15 protein-coding genes and 1 tRNA gene are annotated in these 16,797 nt (G+C 71.4%); 8 read left to right on the forward strand and 8 right to left on the reverse strand.

Annotated elements, in window-relative coordinates; all coding sequences use genetic code 11:
• Positions 1 to 4 precede the first annotated feature (4 nt).
• On the forward strand, positions 5 to 505 hold the full coding sequence (locus FBY22_RS39215; RefSeq protein WP_142153064.1) for a hypothetical protein: 501 nt from the start codon (positions 5 to 7) through the stop codon (positions 503 to 505).
• 22 nt (positions 506 to 527) lie between these two features.
• On the opposite strand, the gene FBY22_RS39220 is transcribed toward FBY22_RS39215, so the two are convergent.
• Both FBY22_RS39220 and FBY22_RS39225 read right to left on the reverse strand, forming a co-directional pair.
• Complete coding sequence (locus FBY22_RS39220) at positions 528 to 1,142, reverse strand: hypothetical protein (RefSeq protein WP_142153066.1); 615 nt, start codon at positions 1,140 to 1,142, stop codon at positions 528 to 530.
• A gap of 4 nt (positions 1,143 to 1,146) precedes the next feature.
• Entirely contained in the window at positions 1,147 to 1,884 is a 738-nt protein-coding gene (locus FBY22_RS39225) for a pentapeptide repeat-containing protein (RefSeq protein ID WP_142153068.1), read from the reverse strand.
• A gap of 199 nt (positions 1,885 to 2,083) precedes the next feature.
• Here FBY22_RS39225 and FBY22_RS39230 point away from each other — a divergent pair, with 199 nt between their 5' ends.
• Both FBY22_RS39230 and FBY22_RS39235 read left to right on the forward strand, forming a co-directional pair.
• Positions 2,084 to 3,052 carry a zinc-binding dehydrogenase gene (locus FBY22_RS39230; RefSeq protein ID WP_142153070.1) on the forward strand — a complete coding sequence of 323 codons (969 nt, stop codon included), beginning with the start codon at positions 2,084 to 2,086 and terminating at the stop codon, positions 3,050 to 3,052.
• Between the two features lie 56 nt (positions 3,053 to 3,108).
• On the forward strand, positions 3,109 to 4,611 hold the full coding sequence (locus FBY22_RS39235) for an MFS transporter (RefSeq protein ID WP_142153072.1): 1,503 nt from the start codon (positions 3,109 to 3,111) through the stop codon (positions 4,609 to 4,611).
• A gap of 86 nt (positions 4,612 to 4,697) precedes the next feature.
• Here the strand turns inward: FBY22_RS39235 and FBY22_RS39240 are convergent, their stop codons facing one another.
• The 3 genes from FBY22_RS39240 to FBY22_RS39250 form a co-directional block, all read right to left on the reverse strand.
• Positions 4,698 to 7,334, reverse strand: coding sequence for a glycosyl hydrolase (locus FBY22_RS39240; protein WP_142153074.1), 2,637 nt, complete (start codon positions 7,332 to 7,334; stop codon positions 4,698 to 4,700).
• Between the two features lie 114 nt (positions 7,335 to 7,448).
• Positions 7,449 to 8,858 carry an FAD-binding oxidoreductase gene (locus FBY22_RS39245; protein WP_174267407.1) on the reverse strand — a complete coding sequence of 470 codons (1,410 nt, stop codon included), beginning with the start codon at positions 8,856 to 8,858 and terminating at the stop codon, positions 7,449 to 7,451.
• A 10-nt stretch (positions 8,859 to 8,868) separates the two neighbouring features.
• Positions 8,869 to 9,525 (reverse strand): rhomboid-like protein, encoded by a 657-nt coding sequence (locus FBY22_RS39250; protein ID WP_174267408.1) that lies wholly within the window; start codon positions 9,523 to 9,525, stop codon positions 8,869 to 8,871.
• On the opposite strand from FBY22_RS39250, the gene FBY22_RS39255 reads away from it, so the two are divergent.
• Together FBY22_RS39255 and FBY22_RS39260 are read left to right on the forward strand one after the other, a co-directional pair.
• A complete protein-coding gene (locus tag FBY22_RS39255; protein ID WP_142153076.1) occupies positions 9,524 to 10,447 on the forward strand; it encodes an aminoglycoside phosphotransferase family protein in 924 nt (307 codons plus the stop codon). The genes FBY22_RS39250 and FBY22_RS39255 overlap by 2 nt on opposite strands.
• Positions 10,448 to 10,457: 10 nt before the next feature.
• Entirely contained in the window at positions 10,458 to 10,955 is a 498-nt protein-coding gene (locus tag FBY22_RS39260; protein WP_142153078.1) for a GNAT family N-acetyltransferase, read from the forward strand.
• Between the two features lie 20 nt (positions 10,956 to 10,975).
• On the opposite strand, the gene FBY22_RS39265 is transcribed toward FBY22_RS39260, so the two are convergent.
• Positions 10,976 to 11,049 (reverse strand) — tRNA-Thr (locus FBY22_RS39265).
• 217 nt (positions 11,050 to 11,266) lie between these two features.
• Here FBY22_RS39265 and FBY22_RS39270 point away from each other — a divergent pair.
• The 3 genes from FBY22_RS39270 (at position 11,267) to FBY22_RS39280 (ending at position 13,926) form a co-directional block, all read left to right on the forward strand.
• On the forward strand, positions 11,267 to 12,403 hold the full coding sequence (locus FBY22_RS39270; RefSeq protein ID WP_142153080.1) for an ABC transporter ATP-binding protein: 1,137 nt from the start codon (positions 11,267 to 11,269) through the stop codon (positions 12,401 to 12,403).
• 229 nt (positions 12,404 to 12,632) lie between these two features.
• Positions 12,633 to 13,091 (forward strand): hypothetical protein, encoded by a 459-nt coding sequence (locus FBY22_RS39275; RefSeq protein WP_142153082.1) that lies wholly within the window; start codon positions 12,633 to 12,635, stop codon positions 13,089 to 13,091.
• 103 nt (positions 13,092 to 13,194) lie between these two features.
• Positions 13,195 to 13,926 carry a nucleotidyltransferase family protein gene (locus FBY22_RS39280; protein ID WP_142153084.1) on the forward strand — a complete coding sequence of 244 codons (732 nt, stop codon included), beginning with the start codon at positions 13,195 to 13,197 and terminating at the stop codon, positions 13,924 to 13,926.
• Positions 13,927 to 14,038: 112 nt separating this feature from the next.
• Here FBY22_RS39280 and FBY22_RS39285 read toward each other — a convergent pair whose 3' ends face one another.
• Positions 14,039 to 15,688 (reverse strand): DoxX family membrane protein, encoded by a 1,650-nt coding sequence (locus FBY22_RS39285; RefSeq protein ID WP_142153086.1) that lies wholly within the window; start codon positions 15,686 to 15,688, stop codon positions 14,039 to 14,041.
• Between the two features lie 117 nt (positions 15,689 to 15,805).
• Complete coding sequence (rlmB, locus tag FBY22_RS39290; RefSeq protein ID WP_142153088.1) at positions 15,806 to 16,747, reverse strand: 23S rRNA (guanosine(2251)-2'-O)-methyltransferase RlmB; 942 nt, start codon at positions 16,745 to 16,747, stop codon at positions 15,806 to 15,808.
• Between the last annotated feature and the right edge of the window lie 50 nt (positions 16,748 to 16,797).

Below are 16,797 nucleotides of genomic sequence, written 5' to 3' on the forward strand. Positions count from 1 at the left end.
GTACGTGCTCGACATCGGTTACGCCCTCTCCAACCGCTTCCCGGATCCGCCCCAGACGGACTACCGGCGCGTGGACGTCCACGCCCTGCGCCACGACCTGTTCTGCGGCGACGTCTATCTCGCCGACACCAAGCAGGACCGGGAACTGTCCACAGCCTGGGGATGGGTGCCGGTGCTCGACTTCGCGTGGGCCCTGTGCGACATCGTGGAACGGCTGGACCGGGATCCGGCGGGCTCACGCGCCTCCCGGCCGCAGCACGCGGAGCTGGACTTCACCGAGTCCACCGACCGCATGCTCTTCGAGCGCCGCTTCGGCTGGGTGGACATCGAGGCCGACTGGATGCCGGCCGAGGAACCCCCGCTGACCTTCTCCCACGCCGAACTGCGCCGTGAGGCCCGCGACTTCCTGCACGACCTGCTCGCCGACCTGGTCGACCTGCACGAGGACCTCGGCGAGAACCCGGCGATCTGGAGTCTCCAGGCCCGCTTCCCGAGGGTCTCCTGACGGCAAGGGCTTCGAAGATCTCCTAGCCGATCGCCAGCAGTTCCTCCGCCTTCGTCTCGTGCGGCAGGCCGCCGAGGGACAGGTAGTGGTACCCCGTGCTCAGCCGGCACGCGTTCAGGCCGAGGCAGAGCATCGCGTCGTAGTGCTGGGTGTTGGCGAACACGTACCGTCCGTCCTGGCCGTCGTCCGGGTCCAGGGGCGTGCCCCGCAGCACGGACTCCAGCGCCTCCCGGTCCACGGGGCCGAAGGCCAGCGGGACGAAGGCGTCGGGGTCGGCGCCGACCGGCTCGGGGAACTCGAACACCCCCACCTCCACCGGGTTCCCGTCGACCGCCGGCTCGTCGAAGTACCCGGGACACGAGTCGTAGGCGTGCCTCAGCTCCCCGTCCGCGTACAGATGCATGATCAGTACGTCCGAGTCGAAGACGTACGACCCCAGCGCCGGTGCCCCCAGCAGCCGGCTCAACGGCCCGGCGAGGTCCGGCGCGTCGGTCTCCGGGTCGGGGTAGACCGCGGTGTGACCGGGGCCGACCGGCAGCGCGAACCCCCGTATGCCCGTCCCGTCCGGCCCGCCGAGCAGCGGCACCACCTCGTCGCACGCCCGCGCCACGAGCACGTTCCCGTAGAAGCTCCCCACGTCGTCAGCCCTCCACCCGGATCCCCATCTGGGCCGCCAGCACCGGCGCCAGATCCATCAGTTGGGACGGACTGATCACCGCCCCGGCCAATCTCTCCACCCCGGCCGAGATGTCCAGCTCGGCCGCCGCTCTCAGGTCGACGTCCTTCAGCTCCGCCCCGGTCAGGTCGGCGCCCTTGAGGACGCAGTCGACGAACTCCACCCGTTCCAGCCGGGCGCTCCCGAAGTCCGGCTCGACCAGGACACAACTCTCGAAGACGACGTCCTTGAGCCGGGCCGCGCGCAGGTTCAGGTAGTCGATCTTGCCGCCCCGGACCAGCACCCGCTCCAGCACGGCGCCGTGCATCTGCACCCCGCCCAGTCGGGCGTCGACCAGCTCCACATCCCGCAGCGTCGACTCCGCGAGATCCGTGCCCACGCCCCGCAGCCCCGTCAGGACGGAGTCGAGTACGCGCGCGTGGTGCAGCCGCGTCTCGTCCACCGCGCACCCCGTCAGCGCGCAGTCCAGGAACCGGGCGCCCCCGCCGTCCTGACCGGCGAAGTCGGACTCCCGGAACTGAAGACCATCGTAGTCCCCGTCCGGCTCCAACCCCCCGCCGTCGAAAGGCCGTAGCTCGTACAGCCGCAGCTCGGGCCGACGCGCCGCCTTCACCGCCGTACGCCGTGCACCCCCGAGGCCGCCACCGGAGCCACCCCCGGCGCCGCCGTCCCCACCCGTCCTGCCCGTCGCACGCCTCACCATGCCCCCATGCTGCACCCCGCCACTGACAATCACCCTGCCGATAGCCCTGACCTGCGACGACACCCCGCATGTCACATTCCGGGCGCGGGAGGAGTCCTATGCATCGAGAACGCCTCGCCGGCGCACTCACCACTTGACCTCAACCAATGTCGAGGTTGGAGAGTCGGATGCCTACGACGCCGCACACAGGGAGTCCGTCATGCACGCCATCCGCCTGCACGCCTTCGGCCCGCCCGGGAACCTGACCCACGAGGAGATCGACGACCCGGTGCCGGGCCCCGGCCAGGTCCGGGTCGCCGTGGCGGCCGCGGGCGTCCACCTGCTCGACACCGCCCTGCGCGAGGGCGCTCAGGGCCCCCTGCCCGAACTGCCCGCCCTGCCCACCGTCCCCGGCCGCGAGGTCGCCGGTGTCGTGGAGTCCCTCGGGGAGGGCGTCGCCGGGCTGTGGCTGGGCAGGCGCGTGGTCGTCCACCTCGGTTTCGCGCCCGGGGGCTACGCGGAACTGGCCGTCGCGGACGTCGACCGGGTGCACGAGATACCGCGGAACCTGGACTTCGCCGAGGCCGTCGCCATGATCGGGACGGGCCGTACGGCGATGGGGATCGTGCAGTTCGCCGAGTTCGGCCCGGACGCCGTCGTCGTGATCCCGGCGGCCGCCGGCGGCATCGGCACCCTGCTCGTGCAGTACGCGAAGCACACCGGCGCCCACGTCGTGGGCCTCGCGGGCGGACCGGAGAAGACGGCCCGCGTCCAGGCAGACGGCGCCGATCTCGCCGTCGACTACCGGGACCCGCAGTGGGCGGACAAGGTCCGCGCCCATCTCGGCGGCCGGCCCGCCACCCTCGTCCTCGACGGCGTCGGCGGCGAGGTCGCCCGGCAGGCCGTCGGCCTGCTCGGGCCCGGCGGCAGACACCTCGTCTTCGGCTGGTCCGCCGAGGGCATCCGCGACGGCTCGCCCTACCTGGTGGACGGCGTCTCCGAGCAGATCCTGGGCCCGGCGATGCTGCGCAAGGCCTCCCTGCAGACCCTCGAACTCCGCGCCCTCGCCGAGGCCGCCGCCGGCCGGCTCACCCCGGCCGTGACGCGCTTCCCGCTCGCCGAGGCGGCGGCCGCGCACCACGCACTGCAATCACGCCGGACGATCGGAAAGGTGGTTCTGGAGCCATGACCAGCCACAAACCGCTCCCAGATGCGATGCGCCCCGATGGATGGTCTTCTGACCAGATGGGTGTCACCCGAACAGCGGAGGCCGGCGGTCCCGCGGACGCCGATCCCCGCCGCTGGTGGGGCCTGGTGGTCATCGCGCTCGCGCAGCTCATGGTGGTCCTGGACGCGACCATCGTGAACATCGCGCTCCCCTCCGCGCAGCGCGACCTGGGCATGTCGGACGGCAACCGGCAGTGGGTGATCACCGCCTACACGCTGGCCTTCGGCGGCCTGCTGCTGCTCGGCGGCCGGATCGCGGACCTCGTCGGACGCAAACGGACCTTCGTCATCGGGCTCATCGGCTTCGCCGCCGCCTCCGCGCTCGGCGGCGCCGCCACCGGCTCGGGCATGCTCTTCGGCGCCCGCGCGCTCCAGGGCGCCTTCGCCGCGGTCCTGGCGCCCTCCGCCCTGTCACTGCTGACCACGACGTTCACCGACCCGAAGGAGCGGGGCAAGGCCTTCGGCATCTACGGCGCCCTGGCCGGCAGCGGTTCGGCGATCGGCTTCATCGTCGGCGGCCTGCTGACCGAGTACCTGAACTGGCGCTGGTGCCTCTACGTCAACATCCCCATCGCGATCGTCGCCGTCTTCGGCGCCTTCGCCCTGCTGCACGACCGACCCGGCCACGCGGGCGCCCGTCTCGACGTGCCCGGCGTACTGCTGGGCTGCGGCGGACTGGTCGCGATCGTCTACGGCTTCTCCGAGGCTCAGCCGCGCGGCTGGGACGACCCGCTGGTGCTGACGCTGTTCGCGGTGGGCGTCGTACTCCTGGCGGCGTTCGTGTGGTGGCAGTCCCGGGCGCCCATGCCCCTGCTGCCGCTGCACATCGTCAAGGACCGCAACCGGGCCGGCTGCTTCCTGACCATGGGGCTCGCGACCATCGGCATGTTCGGGCTGTTCCTGTTCATGACGTACTACCTGCAGGTCGTCCTCGGCTACTCGCCCGTGAAGACGGGCCTGGGCTTCCTGCCGCTGACCGCCGCGATCATCATCGGCTCCACGCAGATCTCCGCCCGCCTGATGAACCGCGTGCCGCCACGGCTGCTGATGGTCCCCGGCATGGTCCTCGCGGCGGGCGGCATGCTGCTGCTGACGCGGATGACGGTCGACTCCTCCTACGCCACCGAGATCCTGCCCGCCCTGCTCCTGATGGGCCTCGGCATGGGCCTGACCTTCATGCCGGTGTTCGCCACCGCCACCGCGGGCGTCGCCCCGCAGGACTCCGGGGTGACCTCGGCGACCGTCAACACCTCGCAGCAGGTCGGCGGTTCGATCGGTACGGCCCTGCTGAACACGATCGCCACCAGCAGCAGCGCCACCTACATCGCCGCCCATCTGCACGACCCGGCCCAGCGGGCCCTGATCGCCAAGGAGGGCGTGGTGCACGGCTACACGGTCGCCATCTGGTGCGCGGCCGGGATCATGCTGCTGGCGGGGCTGATCGCGGGGCTGATGGTGACGGCCCGGGCGCCCCGGCACGGGGCGGCGGCCGAGGCACCGGTGCCGGAGCCCGTCGCCTAGCCGTCCGGCCGGGCCGGGGGCACAGAGACGGGGAGGGGCCGCACGGACCGCGGGCCCCTCCCCTTCCCGTTCACCGCCTCAGCGACTCACCGCAGTTTGCGGGTGTCGATCGCCCAGATACCCCTTCCGTGCGTGGCCGCGTACAGCCGTCCGTCCGGACCGGTGCGCAGCTGCATGACCGCGGTGGTCGGCAGGTTGTCGCCGGCCACCCGCCAGGTCTTCGAGCCCGGCGTGCGCACCAGCACCCCGAGGTCGGTGCCCAGCGCGATCGTGCCGCCCCGGAGCAGCGCCACGGAGTTGGCGGGCACGTCCGGCAGGTTCCCGGAGACGTCCTTCCAGGTGACGCCGCCGTCCCGGGTCTCGAAGAGGTGGCCGACGCCCGCGCCCGGGCCCTCGGTCCACTTGCGGGAGAAGCCGTTGACGGCGAGCAGGACGTGGTCGGAGTTCTTCGGGTCGATCGCCAGACCGGAGAGGTAGCGGTTGGGGACCGTGCCGTCGACGGGGAGGCTCAGCTGGTGCCAGCCCGTGCCGTCGGCGTTGCCCACCGCGATGCCGCGGGTGAAGCCCTGGTTGTTGCAGGGGCCGCACCAGGCGGCGTACACCCGGCCGCCGGAGGAGGCGACGGCGGTGGCCGTGTGGCCCGCGCCGAGGTCGTAGGCGTTCAGCCACTCGGTGCCGCTGCGGATGGCGTAGCCCTTGGTGTTGATCCACACGTGCCGGCCGCCCGCGACCCAGGTGCCCGGGTCCTTGATGTCGGCGTTCAGCGGGGCGATGAAGCGCGCCTCGCCAGTGGCGTTGTCGGGCGGGGCGACGGAGTACGTGGTCGCCTTCGAGGGGTCGGTGACCCAGCTTCCGTCGTTCACGGCGCAGTTGTTGGTGACGGAGACCGCCAGGTAGACGTACTCCTGGGCGATGTTGCAGCCGTTGGCCGGATCGGTGATCGTGTCGCCGCCGTCGCCGCCGAAGTTGGAGCCCATCACCCGGTCGCCGGCCCGCAGTTGGGACTGGCCGTTGTCCTGCAGGCCGCCGGTGACGGCGAGGCCCTTCCGGGACGGGTCGACGCCGACACCGACCGAGTAGTACTGCAGGGCGTCCATCGTGCCGTCGTTCAGGGGCTTCCAGTCGGTGGCGTGGCCGGAGGCGTCGGCGCTGCCGTTCAGCGGCCGTCGGAAGGTACCGCCGTCGTCGCCGACGACGACGTAGGGCGCACCGCCATTGCTGCCGATCGCGACCGAGTGCTGGTCGGCGTGGACGGTCTGGTGGCAGTCACCGGTCTGCTTGGCCGGGTCGATGGACCAGCAGGGGAAACCGAAGTTCCAGTAGGGGCCGGGGACACTCCAGTTCTTGCCGCCGTCCTTGGTCTCGAAGACCTCCTCCAGACCGGCGTAGACGTGGTCGGGGTTCTTCGGGTCGACGGTGAGGAACTGGTTGTACCAGGCCTGGATGCCGGGCTGGTATCCGGCGCCGGTGAGCGCCGAACCGGAGTCGCGCAGCTGCTGGTAGGTGGCGATGCGCGTCCACGGGCCGGTCGGTGAACCGGACTTGGAGACGAAGATGCCCTCCAGCCCGCTGTCCGGGTTCTCCGCGGTCTGCTCCGGCGACTGGTCGATGGCGTAGTACCGCGAGCCGTCCACGCTGCGCGCGAAGGTGACGTTGCCGACGTCCTCGGCGTTGCTCGGCAGGTCCCCGAGGCCGGTGAGCCGCTGCCAGCTCCCGCCGGACCTGGCGTAGAAGCCGTTGTAGGTGTCCCCGCCGCGCCAGCCGACGGCCAGCACGACCTTGCCCGGGTCCTTCGGGTCGACCGCGATGTCGCTGGTGATGTTCTTGTACGGCGCGCTGGGATCGCTCGCCTTCGAACCGCCCGGCAGATAGTCCGGGTTGGGAGCGAACTCCAGCTTCCAGTGGCCCTTGAGGGTCTTGGCGGAGTGGCTCCAGACGCCCGCGGTAGTGGCCGCCCACACCTTGTCCCCGGCGAACCGCAGGGCGTTGATGGAGGTCGACTCCAGTTCGTCGCCGCCGACCCGGTCGCGTTTGCCGAAGCTGCCGTGCCGTGGGTCGTCCAGCACGTAGACGCCCGTGCCGAGGAAGGAGGTCGCGCTGGTGTTGGCCTCGCCGGTGGCGTACCAGAGGCGGCCGTGGCCGTCGAGTTGCAGGTCGCCGGTGGACAGGGCGGGCAGGTGGTCGGAGATGTTCGTCCAGTGGCCGCCGCCGGTGCGGGAGCGGAACACACCGCCGTTGGCCGAACCGGCGTACACATAGCCGTGGTTGTCGGCCGCCAGCCCGGTGACCCGGCCGGTCACCCGGCCCGCGCCGCCGCTGGAGTTGGAGTTGATGTCCCGGTAGCGCGGGTCGTCGGAGTCGTACGGCAGCCGCGTCACGTCGTCCCAACGGCCGTGCGCGTGCGGCAGATCCTTCAGGGCGTCGTACGCCGCCCCGTAAGCGCCCGGCGCCACGATGCCCGGCGAGGTGCGCGCCTCCGCGTACTGGTCGGCCTGCTCGGCCTCCTCCTGCGCCTCACCCCCGTCCTCGTCGTCCCCCGCCTCGTCGAAAGCCGACAGGCCCTTCTGCTGTTGGTGCAGAAGGGCCTGCTGGTGGAGTTCCCGTACGCCGAACGGACTGATGCGGCCTGACGACGCCTGGGCCTGAGTGACGGTCAGACCCAGCGCCGCGGACGTGGCGAGCACCACCCACACACGTCTTCTTCGCCGGCCGATGCCTGTCATGAAGTGCCCTCCCCTTGGAGCGGTGACATGAGCTGGCCAACAGCTTTGTTGGGAAGGGGGTTTTGAGAGCTTCCTGTGAACGCAATCAGCCGGTAAAGAATCCGGCCAAGATCGTCAGTTCCGGCCCGCCACCCGGTCCGCGAACCGCGCCAGCCTCGACGACTGGACGCTGTGGCCGGTCCGTTCCCGCTCGTCGGCCGCCCGGTAGGTGGCGTACATGCCCTGCACGCCCAGCCAACGCAGCGGCTCCGGCTCCCACTTGCGCACCTTGTGCCCGACCCACGGCAGCTCGGTCAGCTCCGTCCTCTGCCCCTGCCCGGAGTCGAGCTGCACCAGATCGCGCAGGGTGCGCGCGGCGAGGTTGGTGGTGGCCACGCCCGAACCGACGTACCCCCCCGCCCAGCCGAGGCCCGTCGAGCGGTCCAGCGTCACCGTCGCGCACCAGTCCCGCGGCACCCCGAGCACCCCCGACCAGGCGTGCTCGACGCGCACGCCGGCCAGCGACGGGAAGAACCGGACGAGGATCTCGCGCAGCGCCTCGACGGTCGCCTCCTGCGTCCGCCCGTCGTTGTCGGTCCGCGACCCGAACCGGTAGGGCACCCCGCGCCCACCCAGCGCGATCCGGCCGTCGGCGGTGCGCTGCGCGTACATGTACGCGTGCGCCATGTCCCCCAGCGCCTCGCGGCCCGCCCAGCCCACCGACTCCCACTGCGCGTCGGTGAGCGGCTCGGTGGCGATCATGGAGGAGTTCATGGGCAGCCAGGTGCGCCGCTGTCCCTTCAGAGCGGCGGTGAACCCCTCCGTGCAGCGCAGCACGTACGGCGCGCGGACCGTCCCGTACGGGGTGACGGCATGCTTGGGCCGGATCTCCGTCACCGGCGTCGACTCGAAGATGCTCACCCCGAGGGCCTCGACGACGGCCGCGAGCCCCTTGACCAGCTTCACCGGGTGCAGCCGCGCGCCGTGCGGGGTCCAGCTGGAGCCGACGGCGCCGGCGACCCGGATCCGCTCGGCCGTCTCCCGGGCGCCGTACAGCTCACGGTCCTTCTCCCCGTACGACGCCTCGTGCTCGTGGAACGCCCTCAGCCGGGCCAACTGCGCCGCCGTGGTGGCTACTTCGAGCACCCCGCCCTTGTGGACGCCGGCCTCGATCCCCTCTTCCGCGGCCACCTGGACGACCTCGTCCACGGTGTCGTTCATGGCCTTCTGCAGCCGTACGGCGGCCTCGTGGCCGTGCAGCTTCGCGTACCGGTCCCGCCCGGCGATCCCGTTGTAGAGCCAGCCGCCGTTGCGCCCCGAGGCGCCGTACCCGCAGAACTTCTGCTCCAGGACGGTGATCCGCAGGAACGGCACCGCCTTCTTCAGGTAGTAGGCGGTCCACAGTCCCGTGAACCCGCCCCCGACGATCACCACGTCCGCCGTCGCGTCCCCGACGAGCGGCTCCCGCACCACGGGGAAGCCGTCGTCGGCGTACCAGAAGGAGATGCCACCGTTCACGACGCCACTGCTCGCCAAGCTGCTCATGGCCGGGACGCTAACCCCTCCGAGCGGCCGCTGTCTCCTTCGGATTCCATGCTTTTCCACGCCCTCTGACCAGCGGATAACACGCCAGTCCGATCGCCACGGACACGAAGTGCCCGAGGTCGGTGAAGGTGGGAGTGGACAGCAGCGGCACCCCGTAGACGACCAGCACGACCGCCAGGTACGGATACCGCCAGGGCGCCGCGATCCGGTAGACGAGCACGGCGACGACCCCGGCCAGGGCGTAACTCACCCCGATGTCGAGCGTGTTGACCGCAGAGTGCGGCGCCATCCCGTCCCGGATCGCCTTCAGCAGCGCCAGCTCGCTGATCAGCGTCGCCAGCACGTGCGCGGCCACGCACACGACCAGCCACCGGACCGTCCCCAGCCAGCGTTCGGCCTGTGCGTGGAAGACGGTGTAGAGGACGGCGTACGGCAGCCAGTGGCCGCTGTCGATCCACATCGCGCTCTGCACCAGCACCCGCACCGGGTCGTTCGACAGCTCGTGGATGTTCGTGGACCGCTGCCGCAGGAACTGCTGCTCGAACTCCGGGGACATGTGGTGCAGCGCGACCGTCGTGACGAACAGCACCGCCAGCCACACGTACGTGCCGGGGGCACTGCGGACGTAGGCCCGTACGCGATCGCCGAAACCCCGGGAAATTCGCATGAGGCGATTCACGCACGCAAGTATCGTCGCGGGGGTGATCGACATCCCGGACGGACTGGCGACCGCGCAGGAGAGGTTCAACGGCGAGGCGGGGCGGGCCTTCGTCGCGGGGCTTGCGGGACTCACGGAGGACTTCCTCGGACGGTGGGCCCTGCGCCCGGACGGGGATCCGATGCACGGCGTCAGCGCGCTGGTCCTGCCGGTCCTGCGGGCGGACGGCACACCCGCCGTGCTCAAGCTGCAACTCCTCGACGAGGAGAGCGAGGGCGAGCCGGTCGCGCTGCGCGCATGGGACGGCGCCGGAGCCGTACGTCTCCTCGACCACGACCCGGCCACCGGCACCATGCTCCTGGAGCGCCTCGACGCCGGCCGGATGCTCTCCACCCTCCCCGGCACCCGGCAGGCCGTCCTGGTCATCGCCCGGCTCCTCGCCCACCTCACCGCGCTGCCCGCCCCACCCGGTCTGCGCCGCCTCGGCGACATCACGCGGGCCATGCTGGAGCAGACACCCCGGGCCCTGGAGCGCGTCCCGGACGCCGGGGCCCGCCGCCTGATCGCCGACTGCGCCGCCGCCGTACGGGAAGTCGCCGACGAACCCGGCGACCGCCTTCTGCACTGGGACCTGCACGACGAGAACGTTCTCGCCTCCGACCGCACCCCCTGGCTGGCCATCGACCCCAAGCCACTGTCCGGCGACCCCGGCTTCGACCTCTGGCCCGCCCTCCACAACCGCTTCGAGGCCGACGAGATCCGCTGGCGCTTCGACGCCATGACCGACGTCCTGGCCCTGGACCGCGCCCGAGCCCGCGCCTGGACCCTGGGCCGCCTCCTGCAGAACGCCCTCTGGGACATCGAGGACACCCGCCCCCTCGCCCCCCACCAACTGGAGACGGCCCAGCGCTTGCGCGACTACCCCGGCTAGCCTCAGCGGCATGATCCGTACCGCTACCGTCGCCGATGTCCCCCTCATCCATGCCCTGGTCCGGGAGCTGGCCGACTACGAGAAGGCGCTTCACGAGGTGAAGGCCACCGAGGAACAGTTGCGGGAGGCGCTCTTCGGCGAGCGGCCCGCCGTTCACGCCCACATCGCCGTCGACGACGCCACGGGCGAGCCGGTCGGCTTCGCCCTGTGGTTCCTCACCTTCTCCACCTGGCGGGGAGTCCACGGCATCTACCTGGAGGACCTCTACGTCCGCCCCACCGCCCGCGGCGCCGGCCACGGCAGGGCCCTCCTCGCCGAACTCGCCGGCATCTGCGTCGAGCGCTGCTACCAGCGCCTGGAGTGGGCCGTCCTGAACTGGAACGCCCCGGCCATCGCCTTCTACGAGTCCCTCGGCGCCCGCCCCCAGGACGAGTGGACGACCTACCGCCTGACGGACCAGGCGCTGGCGGACCTCGGCCGCGGAACAGGAAAGTCCAGGCCGGAGTAGGTCCGGCCCGGACTTCTCGGAGCCCCCTGTCGGATTCGAACCGACGACCTACGCATTACAAGTGCGTTGCTCTGGCCAGCTGAGCTAAGGAGGCCTGGGGGCGTACGTCCCGTACGCGCCCGTGGCAGTGTACCCAGGTCCCAGCCGCCCCCTGTCGAAAATTTCCGCGAAGTTCACATGCCGACAGGTACTGACATACGGCTGAACGCCAGGTACCGTCCTGTGCCAGTTCACCCTCGTGGACTACACCACCACCTTCCTACAACGGATCGTCCGGCACGTTCCTGCCGGTAGAAGGGGGCCCATTCACCATGGCCACTGTTACGTTCGACAAGGCGACCCGGATCTACCCGGGCACCGAGAAGCCCGCCGTCGACGGTCTGGAGATCGAGGTCGGGGACGGCGAGTTCCTCGTCCTCGTCGGTCCGTCCGGTTGCGGCAAGTCCACCTCGCTCCGGATGCTCGCGGGGCTCGAGGACGTCAACGCCGGCGCCATCCGCATCGGCGAGCGCGACGTCACCCACCTGCCGCCGAAGGACCGGGACATCGCCATGGTGTTCCAGAACTACGCGCTGTACCCGCACATGACCGTCGCCGACAACATGGGCTTCGCCCTGAAGATCGCCGGCGTCAACAAGGCGGAGATCCGCAAGAAGGTCGAGGAGGCCGCGAAGATCCTCGACCTCAGCGAGTACCTGGACCGCAAGCCGAAGGCGCTCTCCGGCGGCCAGCGCCAGCGTGTCGCCATGGGCCGCGCCATCGTGCGTGAGCCGCAGGTCTTCCTCATGGACGAGCCGCTGTCGAACCTCGACGCCAAGCTCCGCGTGTCCACCCGTACGCAGATCGCCTCGCTGCAGCGCCGTCTCGGCATCACCACCGTCTACGTCACCCACGACCAGGTCGAGGCCATGACGATGGGCGACCGCGTGGCCGTCCTCAAGGACGGTCTGCTCCAGCAGGTCGACTCCCCGCGCAACATGTACGACCGCCCGGCCAACCTCTTCGTCGCCGGCTTCATCGGCTCCCCCGCCATGAACCTGGTCGAGGTGCCGATCACCGACGGCGGTGTGAAGTTCGGCAACAGCGTCGTCCCGGTCAACCGTGACGCCCTGAAGGCCGCCTCCGACAAGGGCGACAAGACGGTCACCGTGGGTGTCCGTCCCGAGCACTTCGACATCGTGGAGGAGGGCGGCGGCGCCGCCGCGACCCTCACGAAGGACACCGCCGACGCCCCGGCCGGTCTCGCGGTCTCGGTGAACGTCGTCGAGGAACTCGGCGCCGACGGCTACGTCTACGGCACCGCCGAGGTCGGCGGTCAGACCAAGGACCTCGTCGTCCGCGTCGAGGGCCGCCGGGTGCCGGAGAAGGGCTCCACGCTGCACGTGGTCCCGCGTCCGGGCGAGACCCACGTGTTCTCCACCTCCACCGGTGAGCGCCTGACCGACTGACGTCAGCCGACGCCCGCACAAAACCACCGACCGGGGTGAATTCCACCAGGTTGACGAAGAGGGCCCCGCGACCTGCTGCGGGGCCCTTTTCGTTGTCGACAAATACCCCGGCAGAGCGGTCATTTCGAGCGCCGTACGTCAACGCCGTACCCAAAAAGAGGCACCACTTCATCCCCCGAATCGGTGACTAAATGTCGCCAAATCATTACCGGGCGCTACCCTCACTCGCGTGAAGCACTCCACTAACCAACAGACGCGACGCGGCCAGGGCCCCGCCCGCCGGGTCGGCCGCACCCTCGCCCTCGTCCTGCCCGTCCTTCTGGTGCTGTCCGGGACCCTCGCGGTCACCCGGGTCAACTGGACGGGGAGCCCGTCCAACTCGGTGCTCACCGCATCGGACGCGATCGACGACGCCAAGAGCGGCGCCGCGGCGGTCCACCGGTCCCCGCAGGACGTGCTGCGCGACCGGCTCCTGACCGAACTGCAGGACAAGGACCCCGGCGTGGTCCTCACCCACCTCCAGCAGGCCGTGGCCGAGCACCCCTCGCTCGCCGACCACTGCTTCTCCATCGCCCGCGCCCTGGGCCGCGCCGCGGCGCGCGTGTACGGGCCGACCCGGGCGCAGTCGTACGCCCGCCCGGTCTGCGACACGTCCTTCGCCTCCGGCGTCGTCGCCGCACAGGGCTGACTCGGCCGACCCTCCTTCGGTTCGGTTCGGAGGAGGGTAACGGCTGATTAAGGATGGGCTGCCGGATCGAGCGGCGCGCGGGGCGCGCCGTACAGTTCCGTCCATGACCCATCCGACCACCGCGTCCCGCCCCGTACAAGCCGTCGTCCTGGCCGGAGGCCAGGGTTCCCGGCTGCGCCCCTACACCGACGACCGGCCCAAGCCGATGGTCGAGATCCCCGGTACGGGGACGCCGATCATCGGCCACCAGCTCGTTTGGCTGGCCGAGGAGGGCGTGACGGACGTCGTCATCAGCTGTGGTCATCTCGCCGAGGTCCTGCAGGACTGGCTGAAGTCCGCCGACCTGCCCGTGCGCGTCACGACCGTCGTGGAGACCGAGCCGCTCGGACGCGGCGGCGGCCTGAAGTACGCGGCCGCCCATCTGCCCCACCCCGACCGGCCCTGGTACGCCACCAACGGCGACATCTGGACCCGTTTCTCCCTGCGGGACATGGCCGACTTCCACACCGAGCGGGACGCCGTCGCGACGCTGGCGCTGGCCCGGCCGCGCATTCCGTGGGGCGCGGTGAAGACCGACGGGTTCGGCCACATCACCGACTTCATCGAGGCGCCGCCGTCGACCTTCGAGATCAACGCCGGTGTGTACGTGTTCTCACCGGAGTTCGCCGGGCTGCTTCCGGAGCGCGGGGACCACGAGCGGACGACCTTCCCCCGGCTGGCCCGCGAGCGGCGGCTGGCCGGCTTCCCGATCCCCCAGGGCGCGTACTGGCGCGCCATCGACACGGCGAAGGACCTGACCGAGGCCGCGAAGGAACTGGCGGCCCTGAGCCGCTGAGGACCTCTCACCACCCACCAGAAGGGCCCCGCACTTTGTGCGGGGCCCTTCGGTCGCGTGGGGCGCTCGTCTCAGCCGGTGGGCTCGCCCAGCATCCCGCCCACCGGCTCGGTTACCCCAACAGGCCGCCCACCAGGCCCGGCTGACCGGAGGAGGCGCCTCCGGAGCCGGAGCCGCCCGTCGAGCCGGAGCCGCCCGAGGTGGGGCCGGAGGTGGTGCTGGGAGCGCCTCCGGCCGGGGAGGACTGCTGCGGCGGGGCCTGGCCCGCGGTGCCCTGGGTCTGGCTGGGGGCACCGGTGGTGGCGCCGCGGGTCGCGCCCGGGGGGGTCGCCGCACCGGAGGAGGGCGACGTGCCGGCGGTGGCACCCCGGGTGGGCGCGTGGGACGCCGACGGCGACTGCGAGTGCCGGCGGCCCGGCTCCTGCGGGAGCGGGGAGCCCGGCAGTTCGTTGCGCGGGGCCTCGCCGGGCCGGGGGACGACCACGCGGTCGGCGTCACGGACCGCGCCGCCGAGCAGTGACCCGGTGAGCAGGGTGAGGCCGGTGACGACAGCCGTGATCAGGGCGCCCCGGCGCAGCACGTGGAGGCGCAACTCCCAGATGTCGGCGCGGGGGCCGAGACGGCGCCAGGCACCGCCCGCGAGACGGCCGTCCACGGAGTAGACGGGGGCGCCGGCGATGATCAGCGGGGACCAGGCGGCGAGGTAGATGATGTCGGGGGCGTCGTAGACGGGCACCGTCTTCCAGCTGACGGTGACGATGAGCGCCGCGGAGAGCAGGGCGCCGAAGACGGCGGCCACCCGCTGCCAGCAGCCCAGGACCGTCAGGACGCCGACGAGGACCTGCGCGAAGGCGATCACGAGGCCCGAGCCGACGGGGTGGTGCAGCGCGAACTGGCGCAGCGGCTCGGCGACTTCCCAGGGATGCAGGGTGTTGAGCCACTTGACCATGGAGCCGCGCTTGCCGCCGTCGAAGTAGACGGGGTCGCAGAGCTTGCCCATGCCGGCGTAGATGGAGATGAAGCCGAGGAAGATGCGCAGGGGGAGCAGGACGACGCCGAGGTTCATGCGGCGGCCGGGGTAGTAGGCGTGCCGCGCCGGGTCGTCGCCGTGGCGCCTGCCCTGGCGGTCCTCGCCGTCCTCCCCGTCCGCCTCGTCGAAGTCCTCGAACTCCCGCTCGCCGTAGGCCGTTTCCTCGTCGTAGGCGCTGCCGACGGGACGCATGTCGGGCAGCATGCGGGTGCCGCCGGTGTCGTCGTGGGTGCGCTGGGGGCCGACGAGGGGCGTCTCGACCGTAGCGTCCAGCCCGTCGTAGATCTGGTCGTAGGAGCTGCCGGCGACCTCGACGCGCGGGATGACCTGGGTGGCTCCGGTGTCGGCGGACGGGTCCTCGCCGTGCCGGACGCTGCCGCTGCGCACCGCCTGGAGCAGGCGGTGGGCCCCGGTGTCGTCGGGGGCGGACCGGCCGCTCCAGACGACGGGCCGCCGGCGGCCGCCGGCACTGGCCCCCGCCCCGGCCGCGACGCCCACGGCGGCGATCCGGGCGGTTTCGTCGGTGTTGGTCAAGTGCCGTGCGATCCGCGGGTTTTGGGCGCGCGTCGACGCGCCGAGCTGCACACGGAAACTGGCGTGATTGACGATGACCTGCGCCGGATCGCTCGGCACCTTCACCATGCTCAGCGCGGGAGCGTCGTCGAACCCGGAATCGAATCCCGACGAGCGGTCCCCCGTGGGTGTGCGGGGTGTTCTGGTGTCCACACTCATCTAACCGAGTGACGTCTGCTTAGGACACTGTCTTGACCCGCCGGATGTGTCCGGACCCCGTCAAGCTTGTCCCGGACGCCCAGATTGACCCGCACGGGTGAGTAAGGGCACGGGTGTTCAGCCGCGTCGGCGCGCCGCCTCGTAGAGCACGATCCCCGCCGCCACACCGGCGTTGAGCGACTCGGCGCCGCCGGGCATCGGGATCCGCACCCGGAAGTCGCAGGTCTCGCCGACCAGCCGGGACAGTCCCTTACCCTCGCTGCCGACCACGATCACGACCGGCCCGTGCAGGGCCTCCAGCTCACCGATCTCGTGCTCGCCGTCGGCGGCGAGGCCGACGACCACGATGCCCGCCTTCTTGTACGACTCCAGGGCGCGGGTGAGGTTCGTGGCACGGGCGACGGGCGTACGGGCCGCGGTGCCGGCGGACGTCTTCCAGGCACCGGCGGTCATACCGGCCGCACGCCGCTCGGGTACGACGACGCCGTGGCCGCCGAAGGCCGACACGGAACGGACGACCGCGCCGAGGTTGCGCGGGTCGGTCACGCCGTCCAGCGCGACGATCAGGGGGTCCTCCCCCTCGTCGTACGCGGCGTTGGCCAGGTCCTCGGGGTGGGCGTACTCGTACGGCGGGACCTGCAGGACCAGGCCCTGGTGGTTGAGGCCGTTGGTCATCCGGTCGAGCTCGGGGCGGGGGGCCTCCATGAGGTTGATGCCGCCGCGCTCGGCGGCGAGCTGGAGGGCCTCGCGCACCCGCTCGTCGTTGTCGATGAACTGCTGGACGTAGAGGGTGGAGGCCGGCACGCCCTCGCGCAGCGCCTCGACCACCGGGTTGCGGCCGACGACCAGCTCGGAGGCGGACTTGCCGCCGCGCCCGCGGGGCGCGGGACGCCGTACCGACTGCTTGGCCTTGGCGTTGGCGACGCGGTTCTTCTTGTGGCCCTTGCGCATCTCGGCGGGCGGGGTCGGGCCCTTGCCCTCCAGGCCCTTGCGCCGCTGGCCGCCGCTGCCGACCTGCGCGCCCTTCTTGCCGGACATGCGGCGGTTGTTGGTGGCCATGACCTACCTGTTCTCTACGGAAGTGTGTGCGTACGTCTATGCAGTGTGCC

The sequence above is a fragment of the Streptomyces sp. SLBN-31 genome (assembly GCF_006715395.1).
GTDB lineage: Bacteria > Actinomycetota > Actinomycetes > Streptomycetales > Streptomycetaceae > Streptomyces.